We start from the raw sequence: 21,189 nt of genomic DNA on the forward strand, positions 1-21,189 counted from the left end.
GACCAGGGGGGCGAGGCGGGGGTCGGCGCCGAGGCGCTCGTCCACGGCGTACGGGTCGGCGTCCAGGTCGAAGAGCCGCCGCAGGCGCTGCACGGAGGTGGTCAGGTCGCGCAGGTCGGTGAGGTGGAGGCGGGCGTCGAGCCAGCCGCCGCCGTTGCCCTGGACGCGCGTGCGCTCCTCGACGGCGACGATGCCGGTGCCGTACGGCAGCCGCAGGGTGCGCCGGTAGCGGCGCCGGCCGGGCGGGCCGCTCACCTCCTCCACGCCGGCGACGGCCTCCCGCTGGAGCAGGTCGAAGACGGGGCCGGCCTGGTAGGGGCCGCGGTGGGCGAGGCGCAGCGGGACTCCGGCGGACGGGGTAGCGGTGCGGGAGGCGGCCCGGTCGGCCGCCGGGGCGGCGGCGCGGACGTCGCTCGGGGTGGCCGCGTACACGGCCCGGATGGTGTCGTTGAACTGCCGCACGCTGGCGAACCCGGAGGCGAAGGCGATCTCGGTGACCGGCAGCCCGGTGGTCTGCAGCAGGACGCGCGCGGTGTGCGCCCGCTGGGCCCGGGCTAGGGCGACGGGCCCGGCGCCCAGCTCGGCGGTGAGCTGCCGCTGCACCTGGCGGGCGCTGTAGCCGAGGCGGACGGCGAGTCCGGCGACGCCCTCGCGGTCGACGACGCCGTCCCCGATCAGCCGCATGGCCCGGCCGACGACGTCGGCGCGGACGTTCCAGTCCGCCGAGCCCGGCACGGCGTCGGGGCGGCACCGCCGGCAGGCCCGGAACCCCGAGCCCTGCGCGGCGGCCGCCGTCGCGAAGAACCGCACGTTGCGCCGCTTCGGCGTGACCGCCGGGCAGCTGGGCCGGCAGTAGATGCCGGTCGTGCGCACGGCGAAGAAGAACGCGCCGTCGAACCGGGCGTCCCGGCTGCGTACGGCCTCGTACCTGCTGTCCTCGTGCGCTGTGCGCTGTGCTGTCTCGGTCACGCTGTCCAGTCTCCGCCAGTCCGGCGGACCGGGCTGGCGGAAATCGGACATGACGTCGGGCACGGCGTGCGAGCGTGGCCGGAGCGGGTGGCTACCGGGGGCCGCCGCCCCGCTTGGCCTCCATCGCCGCCCGGCCCATGGCGCCCCGGCGCTTCCACTCCTTGCGCATCTCCGCCCGCACCCGGGCGTCGGTCTTGGCGATGATGCGCTGGTTCTCCCGCATCAGCTTGCGGTAGCTCTCCAGCCGCCGTTCGGGCAGCTCGCCGGAGTCGAGGGCGCCGAGGACGGCGCAGCCCGGCTCGCGCTCGTGAGCGCAGTCGTGGAACCGGCAGTCCCGGGCCAGCTCCTCGATCTCGGCGAACACCTGCCCGACGCCGCTGCTCGCGTCCCACAGGCCGACGCCGCGCAGCCCCGGGGTGTCGATCAGCACCCCGCCGCCGGGCAGGGCGAGCAGGTTGCGGGTGGTCGTGGTGTGCCGTCCCTTGCCGTCGACGTCCCGGATCCGCTGGACGTCCATGACGTCCTCGCCGAGCAGGGCGTTGGCGAGCGTGGACTTGCCGGCGCCGGACTGTCCGAGCAGCACCGCCGTGCCGCCGACGACGACGGCGCCCAGCACGTCGAGCCCCTCGCCCTGCTCGGCGCTGACGGTGAGCACCGGCACGCCGGGCGCGCTGGTCTCCACGTCCTGGACGAGATGCGCCAGGGTCACCGGGTCGGGCACGAGGTCGGCCTTGGTGAGAACGACCACGGGCTGCGCCCCGGACTCCCAGGCGAGCGCGAGGAACCGCTCGATCCGGGCGAGGTCCAGCTCGGCCGCGAGCGACACGGCGACGATCGCGTGATCGACGTTGGCGGCGAGGATCTGCCCCTCGGACCGCTTGGAGGAGGTGGAGCGCACGAAGGCGGTACGACGCGGCAGACACGTGCGTACGTAGCGCGGGTTGCCGTCCGGTTCGAGGGCGACCCAGTCGCCGGTGCAGACGACCCGCAGGGGGTCGTGCGGGGTGACGAACGCGGTGTCGGCCCGCACGGTGCCGTCGGCGGTGACGACGTCGCACTGGCCCCGGTCGACCCGTACGACGCGGCCCGGCAGGAGCCCTTCGGCGGCGTACGGGGAGAAGGTGTCGGCCCAGTCCTCGTCCCAGCCGTAGGGGGTCAGGGCGGAGGAGGGGGAGGTGGACGGGGTGGAAGCGTGGGAAGACAAGGGGTGACCCTTCACAGGGGTGGCCCCGGCACCGCGCACACACGGACGCGGGAAAGGAGTGAGTCAGCCGGCGGCCACGGAGGTGGACTGGATGAACTTCCGGATGCGGGCAACGCCCATCGCGGCGACAGCCATCGGTCAACACCTCCACTTCACGTGAAACGAGCACCGTCGGCGGAGTGACCGCCGAGCCGCGCACAACCTTAGCCACGCCCGTGGGGACGCACCAGCCAATTACTGGCAAGACCCCTAGGCCTGGCGGGTCCACACGGCCCGCGGACGGCACGCGGAGCAGACCCCGCACGCCTCCGGCCCCCTGAGGCGCGCTGCCCGGACGGACATCGGCGCGGCGGCGGCCGCCTATGGTCCTGCGGTGGCCGGAGCGGCCTCGTGGCCGGCGGTGTCGCGCACCCCGAGGCGGAGGTGCTCGACGTGGTAGAGGGCTTGGTCGAGCAGCTCGGCGACGTGGTTGTCGTAGAGGGAGTAGACGATGCTGCGGCCCTGGCGCTCGCCCGTCACCAGGCCGAGGTTGCGCAGCAGGCGGAGTTGGTGGGAGCAGGCCGAGTTCTCCATGCCGACGGCCTCGGCGAGGTCGCCGACCGAGCAGGGCCCCTCCTGGAGGCGGGCGAGGATGTAGAGCCGGGAGGGTGTGGCCAGGGCCTGGAGGGTGGCGGCGACATCGGCGGTGCCGACGGTGTCGAGGCGCTCGCGGGTGCTGGCGCTGCTGGTGGCGGTGTCGCGTCCGTGACCCATGGACCTCATCATACCGTCGACTATTGAAGACCTGTTCACATGTTCCTGTACGGTGGGATCGTCGTGCCGGTCCCGCCCGTGAAGGGTTGCTTCGTCATGTCTTCTGTCCTGGACCAGCGGTCCGCGCCGCCCGCAGGCGCCGCTCGCCAGGCCCCACCGCGCCGCCGTACCCGCCTCCTCGCACTGCCGGAGGCACGCTGGGCGCTCGCAGCGCTGGTGCTCTTCCTCCTCGCCCTGCCCCTCTACCTGCTGGACGGCCCCGCCTGGCTGTGGGGCACCCTGTTCGCCGCGACCTACGTCTCCGGCGGCTGGGAGCCGGGGTGGGAGGGCCTGAAGGCGCTGAAGGACAAGACGCTGGACGTGGATCTGCTGATGGTCGTCGCCGCTCTGGGGGCAGCCGCGATCGGACAGGTCCTCGACGGCGCGTTGCTGATCGTCATCTTCGCCACCTCCGGCGCTCTGGAGGCCGTCGCCACCGCGCGGACCGCCGACTCCGTGCGCGGCCTCCTCGACCTCGCCCCCACCACCGCGACCCGGCTCCTGCCGGACGGCACCGAGGAGACGGTCGAGACCGCGCACCTGGCGGTGGGGGACACGCTCCTGGTCCGGCCCGGCGAGCGGATCGGCGCGGACGGGCAGGTCCTCGACGGGGCCGGCGACGTCGACCAAGCCACCATCACCGGCGAGCCGCTGCCCGTGGCCAAGCAGTCCGGCGACGAGGTCTTCGCCGGCACCGTCAACGGCACCGGCTCCCTGCGCGTGCGGGTCGAGCGCGACCCGTCGGACTCGGTGATCGCCCGGATCGTGCGGATGGTCGAGGAAGCCTCCGAGACCAAGGCCCCCACCCAGCTCTTCATCGAGAAGATCGAGCAGCGCTACTCGATCGGCATGGTGATCGCGACCCTCGCCGTCTTCGGCGTCCCGCTCGCCCTGGGCGACACCGTCTCCGCGGCGCTGCTGCGGGCGATGACGTTCATGATCGTGGCCTCGCCGTGCGCGGTCGTCCTGTCCACGATGCCGCCGCTGCTGTCCGCCATCGCCAACGCCGGACGGCGCGGCGTGCTCGCCAAGTCCGCCGTCGTCATGGAACGCCTCGGCCGGATCGACACCGTGGCCCTGGACAAGACCGGCACCCTCACCGAGGGCACTCCTCGCGTCACCGACCTGCGCCCTCTGCCCGGCAGCGGCCTCGACGAGGAGGCACTGCTGGCGCTGACCGCGTCCGCCGAGCATCCCAGCGAGCACCCGCTCGCCCGCGCCGTCGTCGCCGCCGCCCGCGAGCGCGCCCTGCCCCTGGGCAGCGCCGAGAACTTCGCCTCCGCGCCCGGCCGGGGCGTGACCGCTGCGGTCGGCGGCCACACCGTCGCGGTCGGAACCCCCGCCCACCTCCTGGACACGGCCACCGGCGACCGGCCGGTGCGAGCGGTGGTCGCCGAGTTGGAGGAAACCGGACGGACCGCCGTCGTCGTCCTGCGCGACCGGGAGCCGGTGGGCGTGCTGGGCATCGCGGACCGGCTCCGCCCTGACGCGGCGGCCACCGTCGCCGCTCTCACCCGGCTGACCGGTCGCACTCCGATCCTGCTGACCGGTGACAACGAGCGCGCCGCCCGGCACCTGGCCGCCGAGGTCGGCATCACCGACGTCCGCGCCGGACTCCTGCCGCAGGACAAGGTGGCAGCCGTCAGGGAGTGGGAAGCCCAGGGGCGCCGGGTGCTGGTCGTCGGCGACGGCGTCAACGACGCCCCCGCCCTGGCCGCCGCGCACTCGGGCATCGCGATGGGCAGGGCGGGCTCCGATCTCGCCCTGGAAACCGCCGACGCCGTCGTCGTCCGCGACGAACTCGCCACCATCCCCTCCATCGTCCAGCTCTCCCGCACCGCACGACGCCTCGTCATCCAGAACCTGGCCGTCGCCGGGACGTTCATCACGGTGCTGGTCGCCTGGGACCTCATGGGCACCCTGCCCCTGCCACTCGGTGTCGCCGGCCACGAGGGATCCACCGTCGTCGTCGGCCTCAACGGCCTGCGCCTGCTGCGCGAGACTGCTTGGCCCCGCCTCACCAAGGAGACCGCGTGAGCAAGCGCACCCGCCGATCCGCACCCGCCACCGGGGCCGCGCGGCCGACCGTGACCGTCTGCCGAGGATGCTGCTGCGGCACCCCCAAGGTCCCCGGCATCAACCACACCGCCCAACTCCGCGACCTGCGCCGTGCCCTCGACGGCAGCGCGACCGTACGGGCCACCGACTGCCTCGACGCCTGCGAACACGCCAACGTCATGGTCGTTCAGCCCTCTGCCGAAGGCCGCCGCAACGGCGGCCGGCCCGTCTGGCTCGGCCTCGTCAACGACCCCGACGCCACCACGGACATCACCGCCTGGATCAAGGACGGCGGCCCCGGCCTCACCGAGCCGCCCGACATCCTCGACCTCTACACCTTCCGTCCCTCCCGCCGCGTCCGAGCCGAACTCCACGACGAGTAACGCTCACAGCGCCGATGTCGCGGCGCCGCCGCGGCCTGCCTCCTGTGACACCCCGGGGCAGGGGCGCTCGAGCGGGACGGAGCGCTGGGGCGGGCCCTCGGGGCACCGCCTCATGATGCGGGTGCCTTGCCGCGGTCGGGGCGTGGGACCCGGCGTGGGTCGATGAGCGTGATGGTGGTGAGCACGGCGAGGACCGCGAGGGCCGCGGACGCGCCCAGTACGGCTCGGGCACCGTCGGTGACGGCCTGGTCGCCGTGGCCGCCGTTGAGAGTGAAGAGCGAGCCGAGCGCCGCGGTGCCGACGCCGGCGCCGAGAGAAGCGAGGGTGGAGACGGTCCCGGCCACCATGCCGGCTCGTTCGGGGGCCGTGACCCGCACGGCGACCGCCATCACGGGCGCGCCGGCGATTCCGCCGCCGGCTCCCCAGGCGAGCAGCGGCAAGAGCAGGATCCACCACGGTGTCTCCGGTGTGATCAGCAGCGCCAGTGCGGCGAGGCCGACGCCACTCCACCGGCCTCGGTACACCCCAACCGCCTGCTCAACCTGGACCGTTTCCGCCGTCACGACCCAGATCCGCAGCGAACTCGGGCGGGGGGGGACATCCGTGCGCGTGCGTCCTGTGTGCCGCCGACGGGTTCGAAGTCACCTGACGCCGAACTGCGGCTTCCCGGCGGGCTGATCGCCCCCCCACCCACACCCGCTCGGCCCGAGACGGTCCGGGTCAGCTGCCGGGAGCACCGTCGAACAGCTCCTGTTCCCGCACGAGCGGGTCAGATGTCGCGTCGTTTCAGGGGCTTGGTCGCCGGGCCCTCGATCACCTTGCCGTCCGTGTCGAAGCGGGAACCGTGGCAGGGGCACTCCCAGGCGCGTTCGGCCGCGTTGAAGGCCACCAGACAGCCGAGGTGCGTGCAGCGTGCCGAAAGGGCGTGCAGCGCGCCCGCCTCGTCCCGGTAGACCGCCAGCCGGTCGCCGCCCGCCCTGACCACCGCGCCCTCGCCCGGCGGCAGCGCGTCCACCGGCGGTACGGGCCGCAGCCGGTCGCCGACGAAGTGACCGGCCACCTCGGCCTGCGCCCTGAGCAGCGCAGGCGCCTCGCGCACCGCCGTACGCAGCCGCCGCGGGTCGTACAGTCCCGCCCACGCGCACTCCTCGCCGGTGATCAACGCGGTGAGCAGCCGGCCCGCCATCATGCCGCCGCTCAGCCCCCAACCGCCGAAGCCGGTGGCGACGTACGTGTGCCGTGCCCCCGGGTGCAGCGGACCCACCATCGGCACGGTGTCGGAGGGGTCGATGTCCTGGGTGGCCCAGGCGTGGGTGAGGTCGACGCCGGGGAAGTGCTCGCCCGCCCACGCGGACAGGCGCGCGAAGCGCTCCCGGGTGTCGCCCGTGCCGGGCGTGAAGTGCTCGCCGGTCACGACGAGCAGCCTGCGTCCCTCTTCGTCCAGCGGCGCCGTGCGGACCGAGCGGGTGTTGTCCTCCGGCGTGATGAACATGCCGTCGACGTCGCGGTCCGCCTCGACGCTCCCGGCGACGACCAGCTCGCGGCGCGGGGAGAGGCGGGCGAAGAGCAGCGCCCGGTCGAAGACCGGGTAGTGCGTGGCGACCACGACGTCCCGGGCGGTGACGGTGAACCCGGTGCCGGTCGACACGCGGCACGGCGTGCCCTCGTCCAGACCTTGGACGGGGGTGTCCTCGAAGATCACGCCGCCGTGCGCCTCCAGATCCTCGGCGAGGGCCAGCAGGTACTTGCGGGGATGGAACTGGGCCTGCCCGGTCACCCGGACCGCGCCCGCGACCGGGAACGGCAGCCCCGTCTCCGTCACGAAGGACGCGGGCAGCCCCGCCTCCCGCGCCGCGTCCGCCTCGGCCCGCAGCTCGTCCACCCGGCCCGGGTCACGGACGTAGGTGTACGCGTCCCGGGTCTCCCAGTCGCAGTCGATGCCCAGGTCCGCCACGATGCCGGCGGCCCGGTCGACGGCCTCGGACTGCGAGCGGGCGTACAGGCGGGCGCCCTCCGGGCCGCGGGTACGGCGCAGCCGGTCGTAGATCAGCGTGTGCAGGGCGGTCAGCTTCGCGCTGGTGTGCCCGGTGACGCCGGCGGCGACCCGCCCGGCCTCCAGCACCGCGACCCGGCGCCCGGCCCGCCCCAGCTCCCAGGCCGCGCTGAGCCCGGCGACCCCGGCGCCGATCACGACGACATCGACTTCCAGGTCCTGCGCGAGGGCGGGGCGCGGCACACCACCCGGCGCCGTCTGAAGCCAGTACGAGGCGTTGACCTGCACATTCTCCGTCATGCGGGCCGAGTACCCCGATGCCGCGGCTCCACTGCCGCGCCGGGTCACGACGCGCCGGCCACCGTCGTTCGCCCGGGCGGGACCGGGCGGCGCGGGCCCGCTAGAAGGTGTAGCGGGTGTGGCTGAACACCTGGCCGTCGTGCCCGAAGCCGTAGGCCGTGCCGGGTGCCACCGCGAACAGCAGGTCCTTGCCCTCGCGGATGCTGTCGCCGAAGCCGTGGAACACCCCCTGGGGCGAGGTGATGTGGTCCCCGTACTGTGCCTCGAACGCGGCCAGGACCTCGTCCTGCCGCGCCGGATCCGTCACCCGCTCCGCCGTGCCCTCGATCACGATGTCGAGACCTTCGGAGAGTGAGTTGCGCCCCGTGGTCAGTGCGCAGTGGGGATCGGCGGCCAGGTTCTTCGCCTTCTGCTCCCCCGACCCGGTGCTGAAGTGCAGTGCCCCGTCGTGCCAGGCGGCGATCAGCGGCGTGACGTGCAGGCGGCCGTCCGGCCGGATCGTGGTGATCCAGAAGACCTCGGCGGCCCGCAGCCGGCGCTGGGCCTCGGCCCAGTCCGTGGCGGTGACGTTCTCCGCGCCCGGGCGCGGATTGAGGGCGGAGCTGTAGCGGGCGTCGAGTTCGGTCCTGGGCTGCTTCGGCGTCATGCGGAACCCCTTCCCTTCATGTCACCAGGGCTACGCAGCCCGTGATGAAGGAACGCTCGTCCGCCGCAGGCCACAGCATGCCGTCGCCGCCCCCGCTTGGGGCACGCCCGTCCGGCTCGCTCAGGTCTGCTCCTCGATGCCGATGGCCGTGCGCAGAGAGCGCTGGGCCGGGCCGGGTTCGCCCTGCTGGGACTCCAGCAGGGCGGCGGCGATGGCGTCGAGCTTGCGCTGCACGGCGTGCTCGGCCCTGCGTTCACTGTTCTTCAGCAGCGCCAGCAGGAGAAGGGTGACCGCGGTCATGGACTCGCCGGCGAGCAGCATCCAGGTGAGCGGCGCCTTGGCTATGTGCACGCCTATGACGATGCCGACCAGGAGCAGGCAGACCCCGAAGAACGCCGGGCTGCTGGTGAAGTTGGACGCCCGCTCGGCGAACCGCTCGAAGGGGCCGCGCCTGCTGCCGCCGCGTTCGGCCGGGTGCTCCAGGGCCATGTGCCGCCTCCTTGAGTGCCGTCGGGTGCCGGTGCGGTCCTCGTACCCGGTCAGGGCGTCGGCAAATGTGCCGCGACGCTCGCGGGGGGCGGTCTCAGTCGGTGATCGAGGCCCGGAAGCGGTACCGGTCGCCGCGGTAGATGGCGACCGTCAGTTCCAGCGGGCGGGCGTCCTGGTTGTACGCCAGCTGGGTGGCGACCAGTACCGGTGTGACGTCCGTGATCTCCAGCAGCTCCCGTTCCTCCGGGGTGGGCTGGCGGGCCTCGACCGAGTAGTCGGCGACCCGGGGGAACTGCCCCGGGGTGGCCGTGCGCAGGGTGGCGTAGAGCGAGGCCGTGCCGAAGTCGGTGTCGGCGAGGCGCGGGCAGAGCGCGAGGGGCAGCCTGTTGTGCTCGACGACCACCACCAGGTCGTCGAGGTAGCGCAGCCGCCGCATCTCGAACAGGGGCGCGCCCGGGGCGATGCGCAGTTCCTCGGCCTCCTGGACCCTCGCCGGGCGCACCGCGGAGGCCAGCACCCGGGTGCGGGCGGCGAGGCCGTGGCGCAGCGCGTGGTCGGCGAAGCCCTGCACGGAGCGGCCGCCGGGCGGGGCGGCGGGAGTGTCCCCGGCCTCCGCCGCCCCTCCTCCGGCACTCACCCCCGCCCCCGTACCGGTGGCGGTGCCGGTGCTCGTGAGGAACCAGCCCCGGGCCGGGGACGACTCGATGACGCCCCGGGTGGCGAGGTCCGCGAGCGCCGAGCGCATGGTGACGCGCGAGACGGCGTACCGCTCGGCCAGCACGCGTTCCGAGGGGAGCCGGTCGCCGGCCCGGGCGCCCCCGGCGGTGATGTCGTCCATCAGGCGCGCGGCGACCTGCGCGTACAGCGGCAGCGCGTCGGCGTCGAGAAGGCCGCGCGGGAGCGGCCGCGCGCTATTGCTCACTTCACACCTCGACGGGCGCGTCCTCCGGCAGGCTGTCCATGAAGGAGCTGACGGAGAAGACCGCGTTGCCGGCGCCGGGCGGGCCGTAGCCGGGGGGCGAGGAGAGACCGAACTCCTCCATCGTCTGCCGGTAGGCCTGGAGCAGCCGGATGTGGTACTCCAGCGGGGCGCCGTCGGGATTGGTCTTGCCCAGCGGGGTGGTGGGCTCGGGGCACCAGGTGGTGAAGCGGGGCGTGATGCCCTGCGACATGAAGAAGCGCAGGCCCTCGGTGGTGGAGGCGATGGCCTCGTCGACCGTCTTGAAGCCGAAGGGCTCGGCCATCTCCACGCCCGCGACGAAGTTCGGGATGACGTTGCGCGCGCCGAAGACGTCGGCGGAGTCGAGGATGCGCCTGTGCCACTCGTCGCGGCCGACGTAGCGCTCCTTGCCCGGGCAGTACATCTTGAACAGGTACTCGTCCCATACCTCGTAGTTGGGGTGGTAGATCTGGACGCCGTAGTCCTTGAAGCGCTGGACGTCGTCCTTGGGCAGCGCCTGGGCGACGACCTTGCCGATCCAGCGGCCGGGGAAGTGCTCCTCGATGGCCTTGGCGTAGCGCCCGTAGAAGTCCGCCTCGTCCAGGCCCTGGACCTTCGACGTGATCGCGCCGCCGGTGAGCGTGTAGGCCGTGGAGGTCTTGGCCGTGTCGTACGTGTTGATGATGTCGAGCGCTTCGAGGACCTCGTCGACGTCCTTCACGCCCGTGTAGGGGCGGCCCGCCGCCTTGTGCTGGCGCCAGTTGTGATTGATGTCGCAGTACTGGCACTCCTCCTTGGCGCCGAAGTACTGGCAGACCCGGAACGCGGTCAGGTAGATCAGGTAGCCCCACTGGATGGTCGGGGCCACCTCCATGACCGACTTCCCGTTGGCGAGTTTGTGGCGGTAGTACTCCGGCATCGGCGGCACGCCGACGTCCGAGATGCGCTTGCCGTCGAGGTAGAGGCCGAGCTGGCCGTGCTCGTCGGAAGCGACCCGGTAGGGCGAGGACGGGTTCACGCGCACCGAGACCACGGTGCGGCGCAGGTCGTAGGGGCCGCCGGTGAGGATGATCTCCTCGGGCGGGCGGCGCAGCGCGGCCTCGCCCAGCTCCGGCAGGGTGCCGTGGTCGAAGGAGAAGATGAAGTACGACTTCGGCTTGACCTCACCCGACTCGTTGTCGCTCAGCGCGGAGGGGTCGAAGGCCACCCCGCCGCGGAGCAGGTCCTCCTTGAAGACGGCTTCCCGCGGTACGTGCGGAAAGCGCTCCATAAGATCCTCGACCAGCGCGGTACGGCTGCCCATCCGTGTCTCCTCCCGGCTCAGGCGTTCGACTTCTCACGGTATGCCCCCGCGCGTGCGGCTTCCCGCCCGGGGCCCCTTCCAGGCGCGCCGGGTAGGTTTCCGCGGTATGAGCGACGTCACGGTGACCAACTGGGCCGGCAACATCACCTACACGGCCAAGGAGCTGCTGCGACCGCGCTCGCCGGCCGCGCTGCGGGCCCTGGTGGCGGACAGCGCGCGGCTGCGGGTGCTGGGCAGCGGGCACTCCTTCAACGAGATCGCCGAGCCGGGCGACGGCGGGGCCCTGCTGTCGCTGGCGGACCTGCCGTCCGAGGTGGACGTCGACACGGCGGCCCGCACGGTGCGGGTGGGCGGGGGCGTCCGGTACGCGGAGCTGGCCCGGCGGGTGCACGCGCGGGGCCTGGCGCTGGCGAACATGGCGTCGCTGCCGCACATCTCGGTGGCCGGTTCGGTGGCGACCGGCACGCACGGCTCCGGGGTGGGCAACGGCTCGCTGGCGTCGGAGGTGCGCGAGGTGGAGCTGATCACGGCGGACGGCTCGACGCTGGTCCTCGCGCGCGGCGACGACCGGTTCGGCGGCGCGGTGACGTCCCTCGGCGCGCTCGGAGTGGTGACCGCCCTCACCCTCGACCTGGAGCCGGCCTACGAGGTCGAGCAGCACGTCTTCACGGAGTTCCCGCTCACGGGTCTGGACACGGCGGCGTTCGAGACGGTGATGGCGTCGGCGTACAGCGTGAGCCTCTTCACCGACTGGCGGGCGCCCGGCTTCCGGCAGGTGTGGCTGAAGCGGCGCACCGACCAGCCGCTGCCGGACTTCCCGTACGCGGCGCCGGCGGTGGACAGGATGCACCCGGTGCCGGGCATGCCCGCGGTGAACTGCACGGAGCAGTTCGGGGTGCCGGGGCCCTGGCACGAGCGGCTGCCGCACTTCCGCGCCGACTTCGTGCCCAGCAGCGGGGCCGAGCTCCAGTCGGAGTACCTGATGCCGCGCGAGCACGCCCTGGACGCCCTGCACGCGATGGACGCGATCCGGGAGGTCCTCGCGCCGGTCCTCCAGACCTGCGAGATACGCACGGTGGCCGCCGACGCGCAGTGGCTGAGCCCGTCCTACGGGCGGGACACCGTGGCGGCGCACTTCACCTGGGTCGAGGACACGGCGGCGGTGCTGCCGGTGGTGCGCGGCCTGGAGCGGGCGCTGGCCCCCTTCGCCGCCCGGCCGCACTGGGGGAAGGTCTTCACGACCCCGGCGGACGAGCTGCGCGCCCTCTACCCGCGACTCGACGACTTCCGGACGCTGGCGGAGACACTGGACCCGGCGGGGAAGTTCGGCAACGCGTTCGTGCGCGGAATCCTGGGCGGAGCCTAGGTCGTGTCGGCCCGCCCCGCGGATCGGTGTGAGCGGGGCGGCCGTCGCGATGAGGACGCAGCCGGCGCCCGCCGCCAGGGCGACCGGCGTGGGCGGTGGGCGCAGCAGGGTTCAGGGCCGCTGGCCTAGCATGAGACCCGAGATCTCCAGGAGTCCCGAGGAGGCCGGAGAGTCAGGAAGGTGGCGCATGCCCCGAGTGGGCCTCACGACGGGCCGGGTGGTCGCGGCCGCCGCCGACCTCGCCGACGCGAGCGGCTTCGAGAGCGTCACCGTCTCCGCCCTCGCCCGGCACTTCGGGGTGAAGGACGCGAGCCTGTACACGCACGTCAGGAACCTCCAGGACCTGCGCGTGCGGGTCGCGTTGCTGGCCGGCGGCGAGCTGATCGACGAGATCGCGGCGGCGGTGGCGGGGCGGGCCGGCAAGGACGCGCTGGCCGCGTTCGCGAACGCCTACCGCGCCTACGCCCTGCGGCACCCCGGCCGTTACGCCGCGACGCAGATCCGCATGGACCAGTCCCTCGTCGCCGACTCCCCCGCCCTGCGCCGCACCGCCGAGATCACCCACGGCATGCTCCGCGCCTACGGCCTCACCGAACCCGACCTGACCGACGCCGTGCGCCTGCTGCGCAGCACCTTCCACGGGTTCTGCGCCCTGGAGGCCACCGGCGGCTTCGGCGCCCCGCGTGCGGTCCAGGCGTCCTGGGACCGGGCGGTGGACGCACTGCACGTAGCGTTGGAGAACTGGCCGCGCGCGGACTAGGTGCATCGATCCGGCCCGCCCGCAGCGCGGGCCCATCGATCTGACCGTTTCCGAGCAGCACAGACACCCCCGGACCACAGCCCGGCGCAGCCACTGCCGGCAACGGCCCACCGCTCCCGCGAGCGGGCGGGTAGCCGATGCGGCTCACTTTGCTCCGCCTGCACACCTCGGCCAGGGCGTCGCGCCGGGCGAAGCTCCTGCGGTAGGCCCGGCGCTGTCGGGCAGCGCCCGCCCGACGCGGTCGATGCCGTGAACGGTGAGCGGGCCCTGCGGTGCGACACGAAGACCTCCGTGCGGTGCGTCGCCGGACATCGGGTCAACGCACCTGGCCGCCGCTCAGCGCGGCCACCTCCTCGTACGCCGGTGACGTGCCCGACGGCGGTCGGCCCGCGGCGATGTCGGTCACCGTCTCCAGGGCGGCACCCAGGGCCCTGCGGTACAGCAGCGAGCCGAGGCTGACGCGGGCCACGCCGAGGTCGGCGAGGTGCGGGAGGGTGGGGCCGGTGGGTGAGTGGAGGACGTTGAGCGGGACGTCGAAGTGCGCGGCGAGGGACGCGATCCGGGCGGGGTCGGTGAGGCCGGGGACGAAGACGCCGTCGGCACCGGCCTCGCGGTAGGCCTCCAGGCGCCGCACGGTCTCCCCGGGGTCGCCGTCACCCGACCAGTACGTGTCCGTACGGGCGTTGACGAACAGGTCCGGGGCCGCCGACCGCACCGCGGCGATCTTCGCGGCGTGCCGGCCGGCGGGGCCCAGCGCGTCCTCCAGGTTGATGCCGACCGCGCCGACCGCCGCCAGTTGCCGCGCGAACTCCCCCACGTCGTCGGGGTCGTCGGCGAAGCCGCTCTCGGCGTCCACGGTCAGCAGGAACGGCCCGGAGCCCAGGGTGAGGGCCAGCCGCAGGGTCTCGTCGCGGGTCGCCGCCGCCCCGTCGGGCAGCCCGCTCGCCGCCGCGACACCGAGGCTGGTGGTGCCCACGGCCCGAAAGCCCCGGGCGGCGAGGGCGTGCGCCGACGCGTGGTCCCAGGCGCACGGCAGCAGCAGGGGCTCGCCCGGCCGGTGCAGGGCGGCGAAGGCGGTCACGACAGGTCACCCACGGCGTCGGCGTAGTACACGGACTCCCCCAGGTGCCCGGCGAGTTCGCGGAAGCTCCAGCCCTCACCGGGCGAGTCGTCGAGCTGGAGCGGGGTGAGCGCGTCCAGGCGGTCGGCCCAGATCCGGGCGAGCCGGGTGAGGCGGCTGCGGGCCTCGTCGAGGTCGTCCGGCGTGAAGGGCGCGCGGTCCGCGTCCGTGGTCGTGGCGGAGGCGTGCCAGTGGTCGGGCTGGGTCGGCCGGCCCGCCAACCGCGCCTCCATCTCGGCGAGATGGTCGACCAGGTGGTCGGCGACCCGCCGGACGGCCTTGTGCGGGGTGTAGACGCGCCCGTCGACGTGGGCGGGTTCTCCGTCCCAGCGGGTCCAGGTGGAGGCCAGGGCGAGGACGTGCTCGACCATGCCGGTGACGGTGTCGGCGGGGGTCGAACGGACGGGGGCGGGGGCCGTGGTTGCGGTGTGCGTGTCGCTCATGTGCCCGACGCTAGGGGCCGGTTGCTTCGGCGGGCGCCGAAGTGTCCGGGGGCGGCGGGCGGGTATCCGGACGGACACGTGACGTCACCCCCCGATCCGGCCGACCGAGAGGTGGACATGAAGAGACGCGAGCGACGCGACGCGGCCCTGGAGCGGGACTGGCGGGACAGACTGTCGGTGATCGGCCTGGCCGCGCTGGCCGTGGGCGTGGTGGTCCGGCTGGCCGCGAACGGACTCGACTCGTGGCCGTGGGCGGTGATCAGCGCTGCCCTGATGAGCGTCTGGGTCGTGTTCCTGGTGCGCCGTCGCAGGCGTCACGACGCTCGGGACACCGGTGCCGATCCGGAGGACGTGCCCGCCATGGAGCGGCGGATACTCAAGGGCGGCGCTCCGCCCGAGGACCCCGACCGGCGCCGGGAGATGGCCGCGCTGGTCGACTCACGTCAGCGGCGGCTGCGGCGGGGCCGCAAGTGGGCGTTCCCCATGCTGGCCCTCATCTTCTTCGGTACGTCCGTCCTGTGGTTCGCGGCCGGTTCCACGACCGCCGGGAGCCTGACCCTCGCCCTCGCGGTGGCCTTCATGGGCTGGCTGACCTGGTTCAACCTGCGCTTCGACCGGCGCCTGACGCAGATGCGCCACCGGCTGCGCACCTGAACCCCCCGGGCCGCTGGGCCTGCATCCGTGCGTCAGGTCACCAGCCCGTGGCGGTAGGCGAACACCACCGCCTGGACGCGGTCGCGCAGGTCCAGCTTGGTGAGGATGCGGGAGACGAAGGTCTTGACCGTCTCGGGGCTGATCACCAGGGCCGCGGCGATCTCGCCGTTGGAGAGGCCGTCCGCGATGAGGCGCAGCACCTCCGTCTCGCGGGGCGTGAGGGGGAGGTCCTCGGCGGGGCCGCCGGCGGGCCGGATGCGGGCGGCGTACCGGCCGACGAGGCGGCGCGTCACGTCGGGGTCGAGGAGCGCCGCGCCCATGGCCACGGTCCGGATGCCGTGCAGCAGGCGGTCCGGCGGCGCGTCCTTGAGCAGGAACCCGCTCGCGCCCGCGCGCAGCGCCTCGTAGACGTACTCGTCGAGGTTGAACGTCGTCACCACGAGGACCTTGACGGGACGCTCCACCCCGGCGCCCGCCAGCCGCCGGGTGGCCTCGATGCCGTCCATGACCGGCATCCGCACGTCCATGACGACCACGTCCGGCCGTACTTCGGCGGCCAGGTCGACGGCGGCCTGGCCGTCGCCGCACTCGCCCGCCACCTCCAGGTCGGGCTGGGCGTCGACGATCGTCGCCAGGCCGGCGCGGATCATCACCTGGTCGTCGCAGATCAGGACGCGGATCGGGGCGCTCATGACGGGCTTCCCGCGGGGATGCGGGCCTGGACGACGAAGCCTCCGCCCTCCGGGCGGTCCGTGCTGAAGTCGCCGCCGAGGACGTCGACCCGTTCCCGCAGTCCGGCCAGGCCGCGCCCGCTGCCGCCGGGGGACGCGGCGCCCGAGCCGGTGCCGTCCGTGCCGACGCGCACGGTGATCTCCCTTTCGCCGTGGTGGACGAGGACCGAGGTCCGGCCGCCGTGGTCGTACTTGAGCGCGTTCGTCAGGGCCTCCTGGACGACGCGGTAGGCCACGAGGTCGGCGCTGCCGGTCGAGGCCGCCGGTGTGCCCTCCTCGGTGAACTCCACCGGCTGGCCGGCCCGGCGGGTCTGCTCCACCAGCGTGAGCACCCGGCCGACGGGCGGTGTCCTGGGCTCGGCGTTCCGGTCGGTGCCGTGGTCCGGGTTGAGCAGGTCGAGCAGGTGCCGCAGGTCGGTGATGGCACGGCGGCCGGTGTCGCTGACCGCGGCCAGCGTCTGGTCGAGGCGGTCGGGCGCGGCGGTCAGGTACCGGGCGGCCTCGGACTGGACGACCATCGCCGTGACGTGGTGGGTGACGACGTCGTGGAGTTCGCGGGCGATGCGGGTGCGCTCGGCGTTGCGGGCGTCCTCGGCGACCCGCCCCCGCCGTTCGGCCTCCGCGGCCCGGGCGGAGCGCATCCAGGTGCCGATGCCCCAGGCGAGGGCGAGCGCCAGGTAGAACGCGACGAACTCGGCGGCCGGGTCGCCCGGTCCGCGCCGGTGCAGCTCGACCGAGAGGGCGACGAACGCCACGGAGGCGAGGGCGAGGGTCGCGCGCCGGTACCGCTCCAGATACGAACCGGCGCTCAGCAGCGCGATGGGCAGCGCGGTTCCGGCGAAGAGGTGGTAGCCGCGGATCTGGTCGAGGGCGAAGCCGATCGACACCAGGGCGAGGCAGAGGTGCGGCCACCGTCGGCGCAGGGCGAGCGGGAGACACTGGAGGACGGCGGCGACACCGGCGAGCACGTCGGCGGAGCGGGTGGGCAGACCGCCGATCTCGGTGCCGTTGCCCCGCAGCGCCGGCAGCAGGGACGCGATCAGGAGGAGCACTCCGAGCGGCAGGTCCCGGACGGTCACGTCGAGGCGTCGCCACCGCCTGGATATCCCCGGCATCATGTCCGGCATCCCTCGGCGAGCGGTCATCGGGGCAGTGTAGCGGTGGAGTTGGCACGTGCCGCACGCCGAGCCCCGGGCGCCACGATGTGCCCGCGCCGGTGCGCCAGCCACAGGAACACCAGGGTCAGCAGCACCCCGAATCCGACCGCGTACACGCTGCCCTCGGGGCCGAACTCGCCGCCCGTGATCAGCTTCGGGCCGTCCGTCGCGGCGTCCAGCAGCCCCTGGTTGGAGCCGTTGCCGGAGACCTCGGTACTGAAGACGCCGGCCGCGGCGAAGTTCCAGCCGAAGTGCACGCCGATCGTCAGCCAGAGGCTGCGGGTGGCGGCGTAGGCGGCGGCGAGCATGAAGCCGGCCTCGATGGAGATGGCGAGGGCGCCCCAGACGGTCGCGTGCTCGTTGAGCAGGTGCGAGAGGCCGAACACGAGGCCGGTCAGGACCAGCGCGACGTACGTGCCGACGTGTTCCTCGATGATCCGGAACAGGACGCCGCGGTACACCACTTCCTCCATCGCGGCGGCGGCCGCCATGAAGCCGACCAGGCCCAGGGCGCCCTCCACCGAGCCCAGGCCGTCGACCTCGTAGTGGCCGGAGGAGAAGAGGTTCACGATGACGGCGCCGAACATCCCGGCGCCGATCAGCGTGCCCCAGCCGGCCTTGACCGCGGCGCCCTCCCGGGCCACGTCCAGCGCCTGCCGGCGCTCGGTCCGCCGGACCACCCACGCGTAGACGAGGACCGCCAGTGCGGCCGCCGTGAGGCCGACGACCAGCGTCAGCCAGTCGTTGTCCTTCACGGCGTTGACGGCGTTTCCGCCTATGGCGTACATCGCCAGGACGGCCAGGAACTGCCAGACGAACCTCACGGGGACTCCTTCATGGGAGGCCCGCGACCGGGGTGTCCCGGGCCGATCAGGACGCTACGGATCCGGCGCCGGGAGATCGTCACCTCAGGGTGGACACCTGGCCGTAGCTCGCACGGGGGACAAGCCCCCCGACCCGGCACCGGACCGGGCATAGCCTGGTGCCATGACCAGCGATTTCGCCGCCGCCCTCGCCTCCGGCCGCCCGCTCGTGCTCGACGGCGGGATGTCCAACCAGCTGGAGGCAGCCGGGCACGATCTGAGCGACGAGCTGTGGTCGGCGCGGCTGCTCGCCGAGGCGCCCGATGCGATCACCGAGGCGCACCTCGCGTACTACGAGGCGGGCGCCGACGTCGCCATCACGGCCGGCTACCAGGCGACCTTCGAGGCGTTCGCCCGGCGCGGCTTCGGTCCCGGGCGCTCGGCCGAACTGATGGCCCTCAGCGTCGGCTTGGCCAGGGAGGCCGCGCGCCGGGCCCGCACGGACCGCCCGCTGTGGGTGGCGGCCTCCGTCGGCCCGTACGGCGCGATGCTCGCGGACGGCTCGGAGTACCGCGGCCGGTACGGACTCACCCCGGAGGCTCTGGAGCGCTTCCACCGGCCCCGGCTGGAGGTACTGGCCGCCGCCCGGCCCGACGTCCTCGCGCTGGAGACGGTCCCCGACGCCGACGAGGCGGTGGCGCTGCTGCGGGCGGTACGCGGACTGGGCGTCCCCGCCTGGCTGTCGTACACGGTCGCGGGCGGCCGCACCCGCGCCGGGCAGCCGCTGGAGGAGGCGTTCGCCCCGGCCGCCGACGCGGACGAGGTGATCGCGGTCGGCGTCAACTGCTGCGCCCCCGAGGACGTGCCGGGCGCCCTCGAGACCGCCGCCCGGGTCACCGGCAAACCGGTCGTGGCCTACCCCAACAGCGGGGAGACCTGGGACGCGGTGGCCCGGTCCTGGCGGGGGCGTTCCTCCTTCACCCCGGAGCGGGTACGGGCCTGGCGGGCGGCCGGCGCCCGGCTGGTCGGCGGCTGCTGCCGGGTGGGCCCGGACACGATCAGGTCGATCGCGTCGGCGCCGGGACGCGGGTGAGGAGAGGCGCCCGGGTCACTCCGCCGACCCGGCGCCCTTCCGCTGATTGGCATGGAAGCGCGCCTTCTTCTGCCGATTCCCGCACGTGTTCATGTCACACCACTTGCGGGTGCGGCTCTGGCTGGTGTCGAAGAAGGCGGCTCGGCAGGTGGGTGACGCGCACAGGGCCAGCCGTCCGTCCCGTTCGCCCGCGATGACGCTGATCGCGTCGGCGGCGATCACGCTGAGGGCGTCCTCCACGCGGGAGGCCGGGCTGAGCCGCCATCGCCGCACACCCTCGGGCGTCAGGACCGCGGCGGCCCGGCCCTGAGCGCTGCGGTCGTTGATGACGTGGACGGCGGACGCGGGGAGCGCGTCCTGGACCGCGGCCGCCGTCGCGGCGGCGTGGATCGACTCCCTCAGTTCCCGGGCGAGGTCGAGCTGGGCGGCCGTGCAGGAGTCCACGGCGAGGTCGTACACCGCCAGCCAGTCGACGAGTCGCTGCGGCGTGGGGATGCGCTCCACGGCGTCGCCATGACGCTCCGACAGGGTCCCCGTGAAGCTGGTGGCCAGCACCTTGCCGAGGCGGAAGTCAGGGAACGCAGCAGGCATGGAACCACCTTAGCCGGTTGCGGCGCGACTCGCAGGACTGCTAGAACCGTCTTAGCCGGTTCCATGATGTCCAGGAGGTCTCATGTCCCGTCCAGACAGCGACGTGCGAGCGTTCGAAGCCCACGCGACGGACGCCGAACTCGACGATCTGCGCGCGCGACTGGCCGCGGCGCGACTGCCGGAGGCCGAGACGGTCCGGGGCGCCGCGCCCGGCCCCGGCCGATGGGACCAGGGCGTGCCGCTCGCCGACCTCGTCGATGTCGTGGACTACTGGCGCACCGGGTACGACTGGCGGTCGTTCGAGGACCGCCTCAACCGCGTCGGCCAGTTCCGCACGACCATCGAGGGCCTGGGAATCCACTTTCTGCACCGCCGCTCGGCGCGCGCGGACGCCACTCCCCTGCTCATGACGCACGGCTGGCCGGGCAGCATCGCCGAGTTCATCGATGTGGTCGACGAGTTGGCGAATCCACAGGACGCGGACGCGCCGGCGTTCCACGTCGTCGCCCCGTCGCTGCCGGGCTTCGGCCACAGCGACAAACCGGCCGCCACCGGGTGGGGAACCGAGAAGATCGCGGCCGCGTGGGTGGAACTGATGGGAAGGCTCGGCTACGGCGAGTTCGCGGCCCACGGCGGCGACTGGGGCGGCAACATCACCACGGTCCTCGGCGGCAGGTTCCCGGCGCACGTCCTCGGCATCCACAGCACGTTCGCGCAGGCACCCCCCGGTGTGACCACGGACGGCCTGACGGCGGTCGAACGCGGGTGGGCCGAGGAAACAGCCCACTTCTGGCGCCACCGCGCGGCGTACGCGAAACAGCAGGCGACCCGGCCCCAGACCATCGGTTACTCCCTGGTGGACTCACCGGTGGGGCTTCTCGCCTGGATCCTGGACAAGTTCGCCGAGTGGTCGGACACGGAGGACAGCCCGTTCGAGAGGATCTCCAAGGACCGCGTCCTCGACAACGTGACGCTCTACTGGCTGACACGCACGGGCGCGTCGGCGGCCCGCATCTACTACGAGAGCCACAACTCACTGGACCCCGGACTCCGGGTCGACGTCCCGTCGGCGATCAGCATGTACCCCCGCGACATCGAGAAGTGCCCGCGCCCCTGGGCCCAGGAGCGGTACCGGCAGATCGTCCACTGGGGTTCACCCGAGACCGGGGGTCACTTCCCGTCCCTGGAGGTGCCGGGGTACTTCGTCCAGGACCTCCGGGAGGGCCTCGCGGCAGTACTGAGGGCCGCGGGGCGTGGAACGTGACTTGCTCGCGAACGGCCCCGGAGATCTACGAACTGCTCGGTTGAGCGACGGTTGGATCGGGGATCGAGGGGGCGAGGGGCTTCTGTGCAGTTCAGAGGCCTGATCAACAGTGCAGGCAAGTAGGGCTCGT

Annotated in this window: 22 protein-coding genes; 7 read left to right on the forward strand and 15 right to left on the reverse strand. The window is 73.4% G+C overall.

The genetic code is table 11. From position 1 onward, the window contains the following. The 3 genes from DMH12_RS12355 to DMH12_RS12365 all read right to left on the reverse strand — a co-directional run. The coding region (locus DMH12_RS12355) for a bifunctional transcriptional activator/DNA repair enzyme AdaA (RefSeq protein WP_260474201.1) at positions 1-1,020 on the reverse strand (1,020 nt) is incomplete at its 3' end. Between the two features lie 40 nt (positions 1,021-1,060). Further along, entirely contained in the window at positions 1,061-2,173 is a 1,113-nt protein-coding gene (gene rsgA, locus DMH12_RS12360) for a ribosome small subunit-dependent GTPase A (protein WP_125491625.1), read from the reverse strand. Between the two features lie 360 nt (positions 2,174-2,533). Further along, on the reverse strand, positions 2,534-2,926 hold the full coding sequence (locus tag DMH12_RS12365) for a metalloregulator ArsR/SmtB family transcription factor (RefSeq protein WP_125491626.1): 393 nt from the start codon (positions 2,924-2,926) through the stop codon (positions 2,534-2,536). 96 nt (positions 2,927-3,022) lie between these two features. Here DMH12_RS12365 and DMH12_RS12370 point away from each other — a divergent pair, with 96 nt between their 5' ends. Both DMH12_RS12370 and DMH12_RS12375 read left to right on the forward strand, forming a co-directional pair. Next, complete coding sequence (locus tag DMH12_RS12370; RefSeq protein ID WP_125491627.1) at positions 3,023-5,002, forward strand: heavy metal translocating P-type ATPase; 1,980 nt, start codon at positions 3,023-3,025, stop codon at positions 5,000-5,002. Beyond that, positions 4,999-5,406 carry a (2Fe-2S) ferredoxin domain-containing protein gene (locus tag DMH12_RS12375; protein WP_125491628.1) on the forward strand — a complete coding sequence of 136 codons (408 nt, stop codon included), beginning with the start codon at positions 4,999-5,001 and terminating at the stop codon, positions 5,404-5,406. The genes DMH12_RS12370 and DMH12_RS12375 overlap by 4 nt, the downstream gene beginning before the upstream one ends. Before the next feature lie 110 nt (positions 5,407-5,516). Here the strand turns inward: DMH12_RS12375 and DMH12_RS12380 are convergent, their stop codons facing one another. The 6 genes from DMH12_RS12380 to DMH12_RS12405 all read right to left on the reverse strand — a co-directional run bounded on the left by DMH12_RS12380 (position 5,517) and on the right by DMH12_RS12405 (position 11,077). Further along, complete coding sequence (locus DMH12_RS12380; protein ID WP_399187147.1) at positions 5,517-5,930, reverse strand: MFS transporter; 414 nt, start codon at positions 5,928-5,930, stop codon at positions 5,517-5,519. A gap of 245 nt (positions 5,931-6,175) precedes the next feature. Then, positions 6,176-7,699, reverse strand: a complete 1,524-nt coding sequence (locus DMH12_RS12385; protein ID WP_125491629.1) for an FAD-dependent oxidoreductase — start codon at positions 7,697-7,699, stop codon at positions 6,176-6,178. 100 nt (positions 7,700-7,799) lie between these two features. Further along, positions 7,800-8,345 carry a pyridoxamine 5'-phosphate oxidase family protein gene (locus DMH12_RS12390; RefSeq protein WP_125491630.1) on the reverse strand — a complete coding sequence of 182 codons (546 nt, stop codon included), beginning with the start codon at positions 8,343-8,345 and terminating at the stop codon, positions 7,800-7,802. Between the two features lie 120 nt (positions 8,346-8,465). After that, positions 8,466-8,834 (reverse strand): low affinity iron permease family protein, encoded by a 369-nt coding sequence (locus tag DMH12_RS12395; protein WP_125491631.1) that lies wholly within the window; start codon positions 8,832-8,834, stop codon positions 8,466-8,468. 94 nt (positions 8,835-8,928) lie between these two features. Further along, positions 8,929-9,675 (reverse strand): GntR family transcriptional regulator, encoded by a 747-nt coding sequence (locus tag DMH12_RS12400; protein ID WP_260474202.1) that lies wholly within the window; start codon positions 9,673-9,675, stop codon positions 8,929-8,931. An 82-nt stretch (positions 9,676-9,757) separates the two neighbouring features. Further along, positions 9,758-11,077, reverse strand: a complete 1,320-nt coding sequence (locus DMH12_RS12405; protein ID WP_125491633.1) for a radical SAM protein — start codon at positions 11,075-11,077, stop codon at positions 9,758-9,760. A gap of 106 nt (positions 11,078-11,183) precedes the next feature. Between DMH12_RS12405 and DMH12_RS12410 the strand changes: the two genes are divergently transcribed. Both DMH12_RS12410 and DMH12_RS12415 read left to right on the forward strand, forming a co-directional pair. Beyond that, positions 11,184-12,443 (forward strand): FAD-binding protein, encoded by a 1,260-nt coding sequence (locus tag DMH12_RS12410; RefSeq protein WP_125491634.1) that lies wholly within the window; start codon positions 11,184-11,186, stop codon positions 12,441-12,443. Between the two features lie 187 nt (positions 12,444-12,630). Next, positions 12,631-13,203, forward strand: coding sequence for a TetR-like C-terminal domain-containing protein (locus DMH12_RS12415; protein ID WP_125491635.1), 573 nt, complete (start codon positions 12,631-12,633; stop codon positions 13,201-13,203). A gap of 316 nt (positions 13,204-13,519) precedes the next feature. On the opposite strand, the gene DMH12_RS12420 is transcribed toward DMH12_RS12415, so the two are convergent. Together DMH12_RS12420 and DMH12_RS12425 are read right to left on the reverse strand one after the other, a co-directional pair. Further along, positions 13,520-14,284 carry an isocitrate lyase/phosphoenolpyruvate mutase family protein gene (locus DMH12_RS12420; protein WP_125491636.1) on the reverse strand — a complete coding sequence of 255 codons (765 nt, stop codon included), beginning with the start codon at positions 14,282-14,284 and terminating at the stop codon, positions 13,520-13,522. Then, positions 14,281-14,766: a hypothetical protein gene (locus DMH12_RS12425; protein ID WP_125491637.1), complete on the reverse strand. Its 486-nt coding sequence runs from the start codon at positions 14,764-14,766 to the stop codon at positions 14,281-14,283. Before DMH12_RS12425 ends, DMH12_RS12420 begins: the two co-directional genes overlap by 4 nt. 117 nt (positions 14,767-14,883) lie before the next feature. Here DMH12_RS12425 and DMH12_RS12430 point away from each other — a divergent pair, with 117 nt between their 5' ends. Continuing rightward, on the forward strand, positions 14,884-15,420 hold the full coding sequence (locus DMH12_RS12430) for a hypothetical protein (RefSeq protein WP_125491638.1): 537 nt from the start codon (positions 14,884-14,886) through the stop codon (positions 15,418-15,420). A gap of 32 nt (positions 15,421-15,452) precedes the next feature. Here DMH12_RS12430 and DMH12_RS12435 read toward each other — a convergent pair whose 3' ends face one another. Genes DMH12_RS12435 through DMH12_RS12445 form a run of 3 tightly spaced genes read right to left on the reverse strand, consistent with a single transcriptional unit; the run spans position 15,453 to position 18,132 of the window. Further along, positions 15,453-16,112 (reverse strand): response regulator transcription factor, encoded by a 660-nt coding sequence (locus DMH12_RS12435; protein WP_125491639.1) that lies wholly within the window; start codon positions 16,110-16,112, stop codon positions 15,453-15,455. Further along, entirely contained in the window at positions 16,109-17,296 is a 1,188-nt protein-coding gene (locus tag DMH12_RS12440; protein ID WP_185832280.1) for a sensor histidine kinase, read from the reverse strand. The genes DMH12_RS12435 and DMH12_RS12440 overlap by 4 nt, the downstream gene beginning before the upstream one ends. Continuing rightward, complete coding sequence (locus DMH12_RS12445; RefSeq protein WP_125491640.1) at positions 17,293-18,132, reverse strand: CPBP family intramembrane glutamic endopeptidase; 840 nt, start codon at positions 18,130-18,132, stop codon at positions 17,293-17,295. The genes DMH12_RS12440 and DMH12_RS12445 overlap by 4 nt, the downstream gene beginning before the upstream one ends. A gap of 163 nt (positions 18,133-18,295) precedes the next feature. Here DMH12_RS12445 and mmuM point away from each other — a divergent pair, with 163 nt between their 5' ends. Further along, entirely contained in the window at positions 18,296-19,204 is a 909-nt protein-coding gene (mmuM, locus tag DMH12_RS12450) for a homocysteine S-methyltransferase (protein WP_125491641.1), read from the forward strand. Between the two features lie 15 nt (positions 19,205-19,219). On the opposite strand, the gene DMH12_RS12455 is transcribed toward mmuM, so the two are convergent. Beyond that, positions 19,220-19,795: an ABATE domain-containing protein gene (locus tag DMH12_RS12455; protein WP_125491642.1), complete on the reverse strand. Its 576-nt coding sequence runs from the start codon at positions 19,793-19,795 to the stop codon at positions 19,220-19,222. An 82-nt stretch (positions 19,796-19,877) separates the two neighbouring features. On the opposite strand from DMH12_RS12455, the gene DMH12_RS12460 reads away from it, so the two are divergent. After that, a complete protein-coding gene (locus DMH12_RS12460) occupies positions 19,878-21,059 on the forward strand; it encodes an epoxide hydrolase family protein (RefSeq protein WP_125491643.1) in 1,182 nt (393 codons plus the stop codon). The last annotated feature ends 130 nt before the right edge of the window (positions 21,060-21,189 follow it).

The sequence above is a fragment of the Streptomyces sp. WAC 04229 genome, from assembly GCF_003947455.1.
Classification (GTDB): Bacteria; Actinomycetota; Actinomycetes; order Streptomycetales; family Streptomycetaceae; genus Streptomyces.

Coding starts and splice junctions, on each gene's coding strand:
- DMH12_RS12370 (WP_125491627.1), top strand. CDS start 3,023: ATGTCTTCTGTCCTGGACCAGCGGTCCGCGCCGCCCGCAGGCGCCGCT.
- DMH12_RS12410 (WP_125491634.1), top strand. CDS start 11,184: ATGAGCGACGTCACGGTGACCAACTGGGCCGGCAACATCACCTACACG.
- DMH12_RS12460 (WP_125491643.1), top strand. CDS start 19,878: ATGTCCCGTCCAGACAGCGACGTGCGAGCGTTCGAAGCCCACGCGACG.
- DMH12_RS12390 (WP_125491630.1), bottom strand. CDS start 8,345: ATGACGCCGAAGCAGCCCAGGACCGAACTCGACGCCCGCTACAGCTCC.
- DMH12_RS12385 (WP_125491629.1), bottom strand. CDS start 7,699: ATGACGGAGAATGTGCAGGTCAACGCCTCGTACTGGCTTCAGACGGCG.
- DMH12_RS12365 (WP_125491626.1), bottom strand. CDS start 2,926: ATGGGTCACGGACGCGACACCGCCACCAGCAGCGCCAGCACCCGCGAG.
- DMH12_RS12425 (WP_125491637.1), bottom strand. CDS start 14,766: ATGAGCGACACGCACACCGCAACCACGGCCCCCGCCCCCGTCCGTTCG.
- DMH12_RS12395 (WP_125491631.1), bottom strand. CDS start 8,834: ATGGCCCTGGAGCACCCGGCCGAACGCGGCGGCAGCAGGCGCGGCCCC.
- DMH12_RS12435 (WP_125491639.1), bottom strand. CDS start 16,112: ATGAGCGCCCCGATCCGCGTCCTGATCTGCGACGACCAGGTGATGATC.
- DMH12_RS12440 (WP_185832280.1), bottom strand. CDS start 17,296: ATGACCGCTCGCCGAGGGATGCCGGACATGATGCCGGGGATATCCAGG.
- DMH12_RS12455 (WP_125491642.1), bottom strand. CDS start 19,795: ATGCCTGCTGCGTTCCCTGACTTCCGCCTCGGCAAGGTGCTGGCCACC.
- mmuM (WP_125491641.1), top strand. CDS start 18,296: ATGACCAGCGATTTCGCCGCCGCCCTCGCCTCCGGCCGCCCGCTCGTG.
- DMH12_RS12430 (WP_125491638.1), top strand. CDS start 14,884: ATGAAGAGACGCGAGCGACGCGACGCGGCCCTGGAGCGGGACTGGCGG.
- DMH12_RS12405 (WP_125491633.1), bottom strand. CDS start 11,077: ATGGGCAGCCGTACCGCGCTGGTCGAGGATCTTATGGAGCGCTTTCCG.
- DMH12_RS12415 (WP_125491635.1), top strand. CDS start 12,631: ATGCCCCGAGTGGGCCTCACGACGGGCCGGGTGGTCGCGGCCGCCGCC.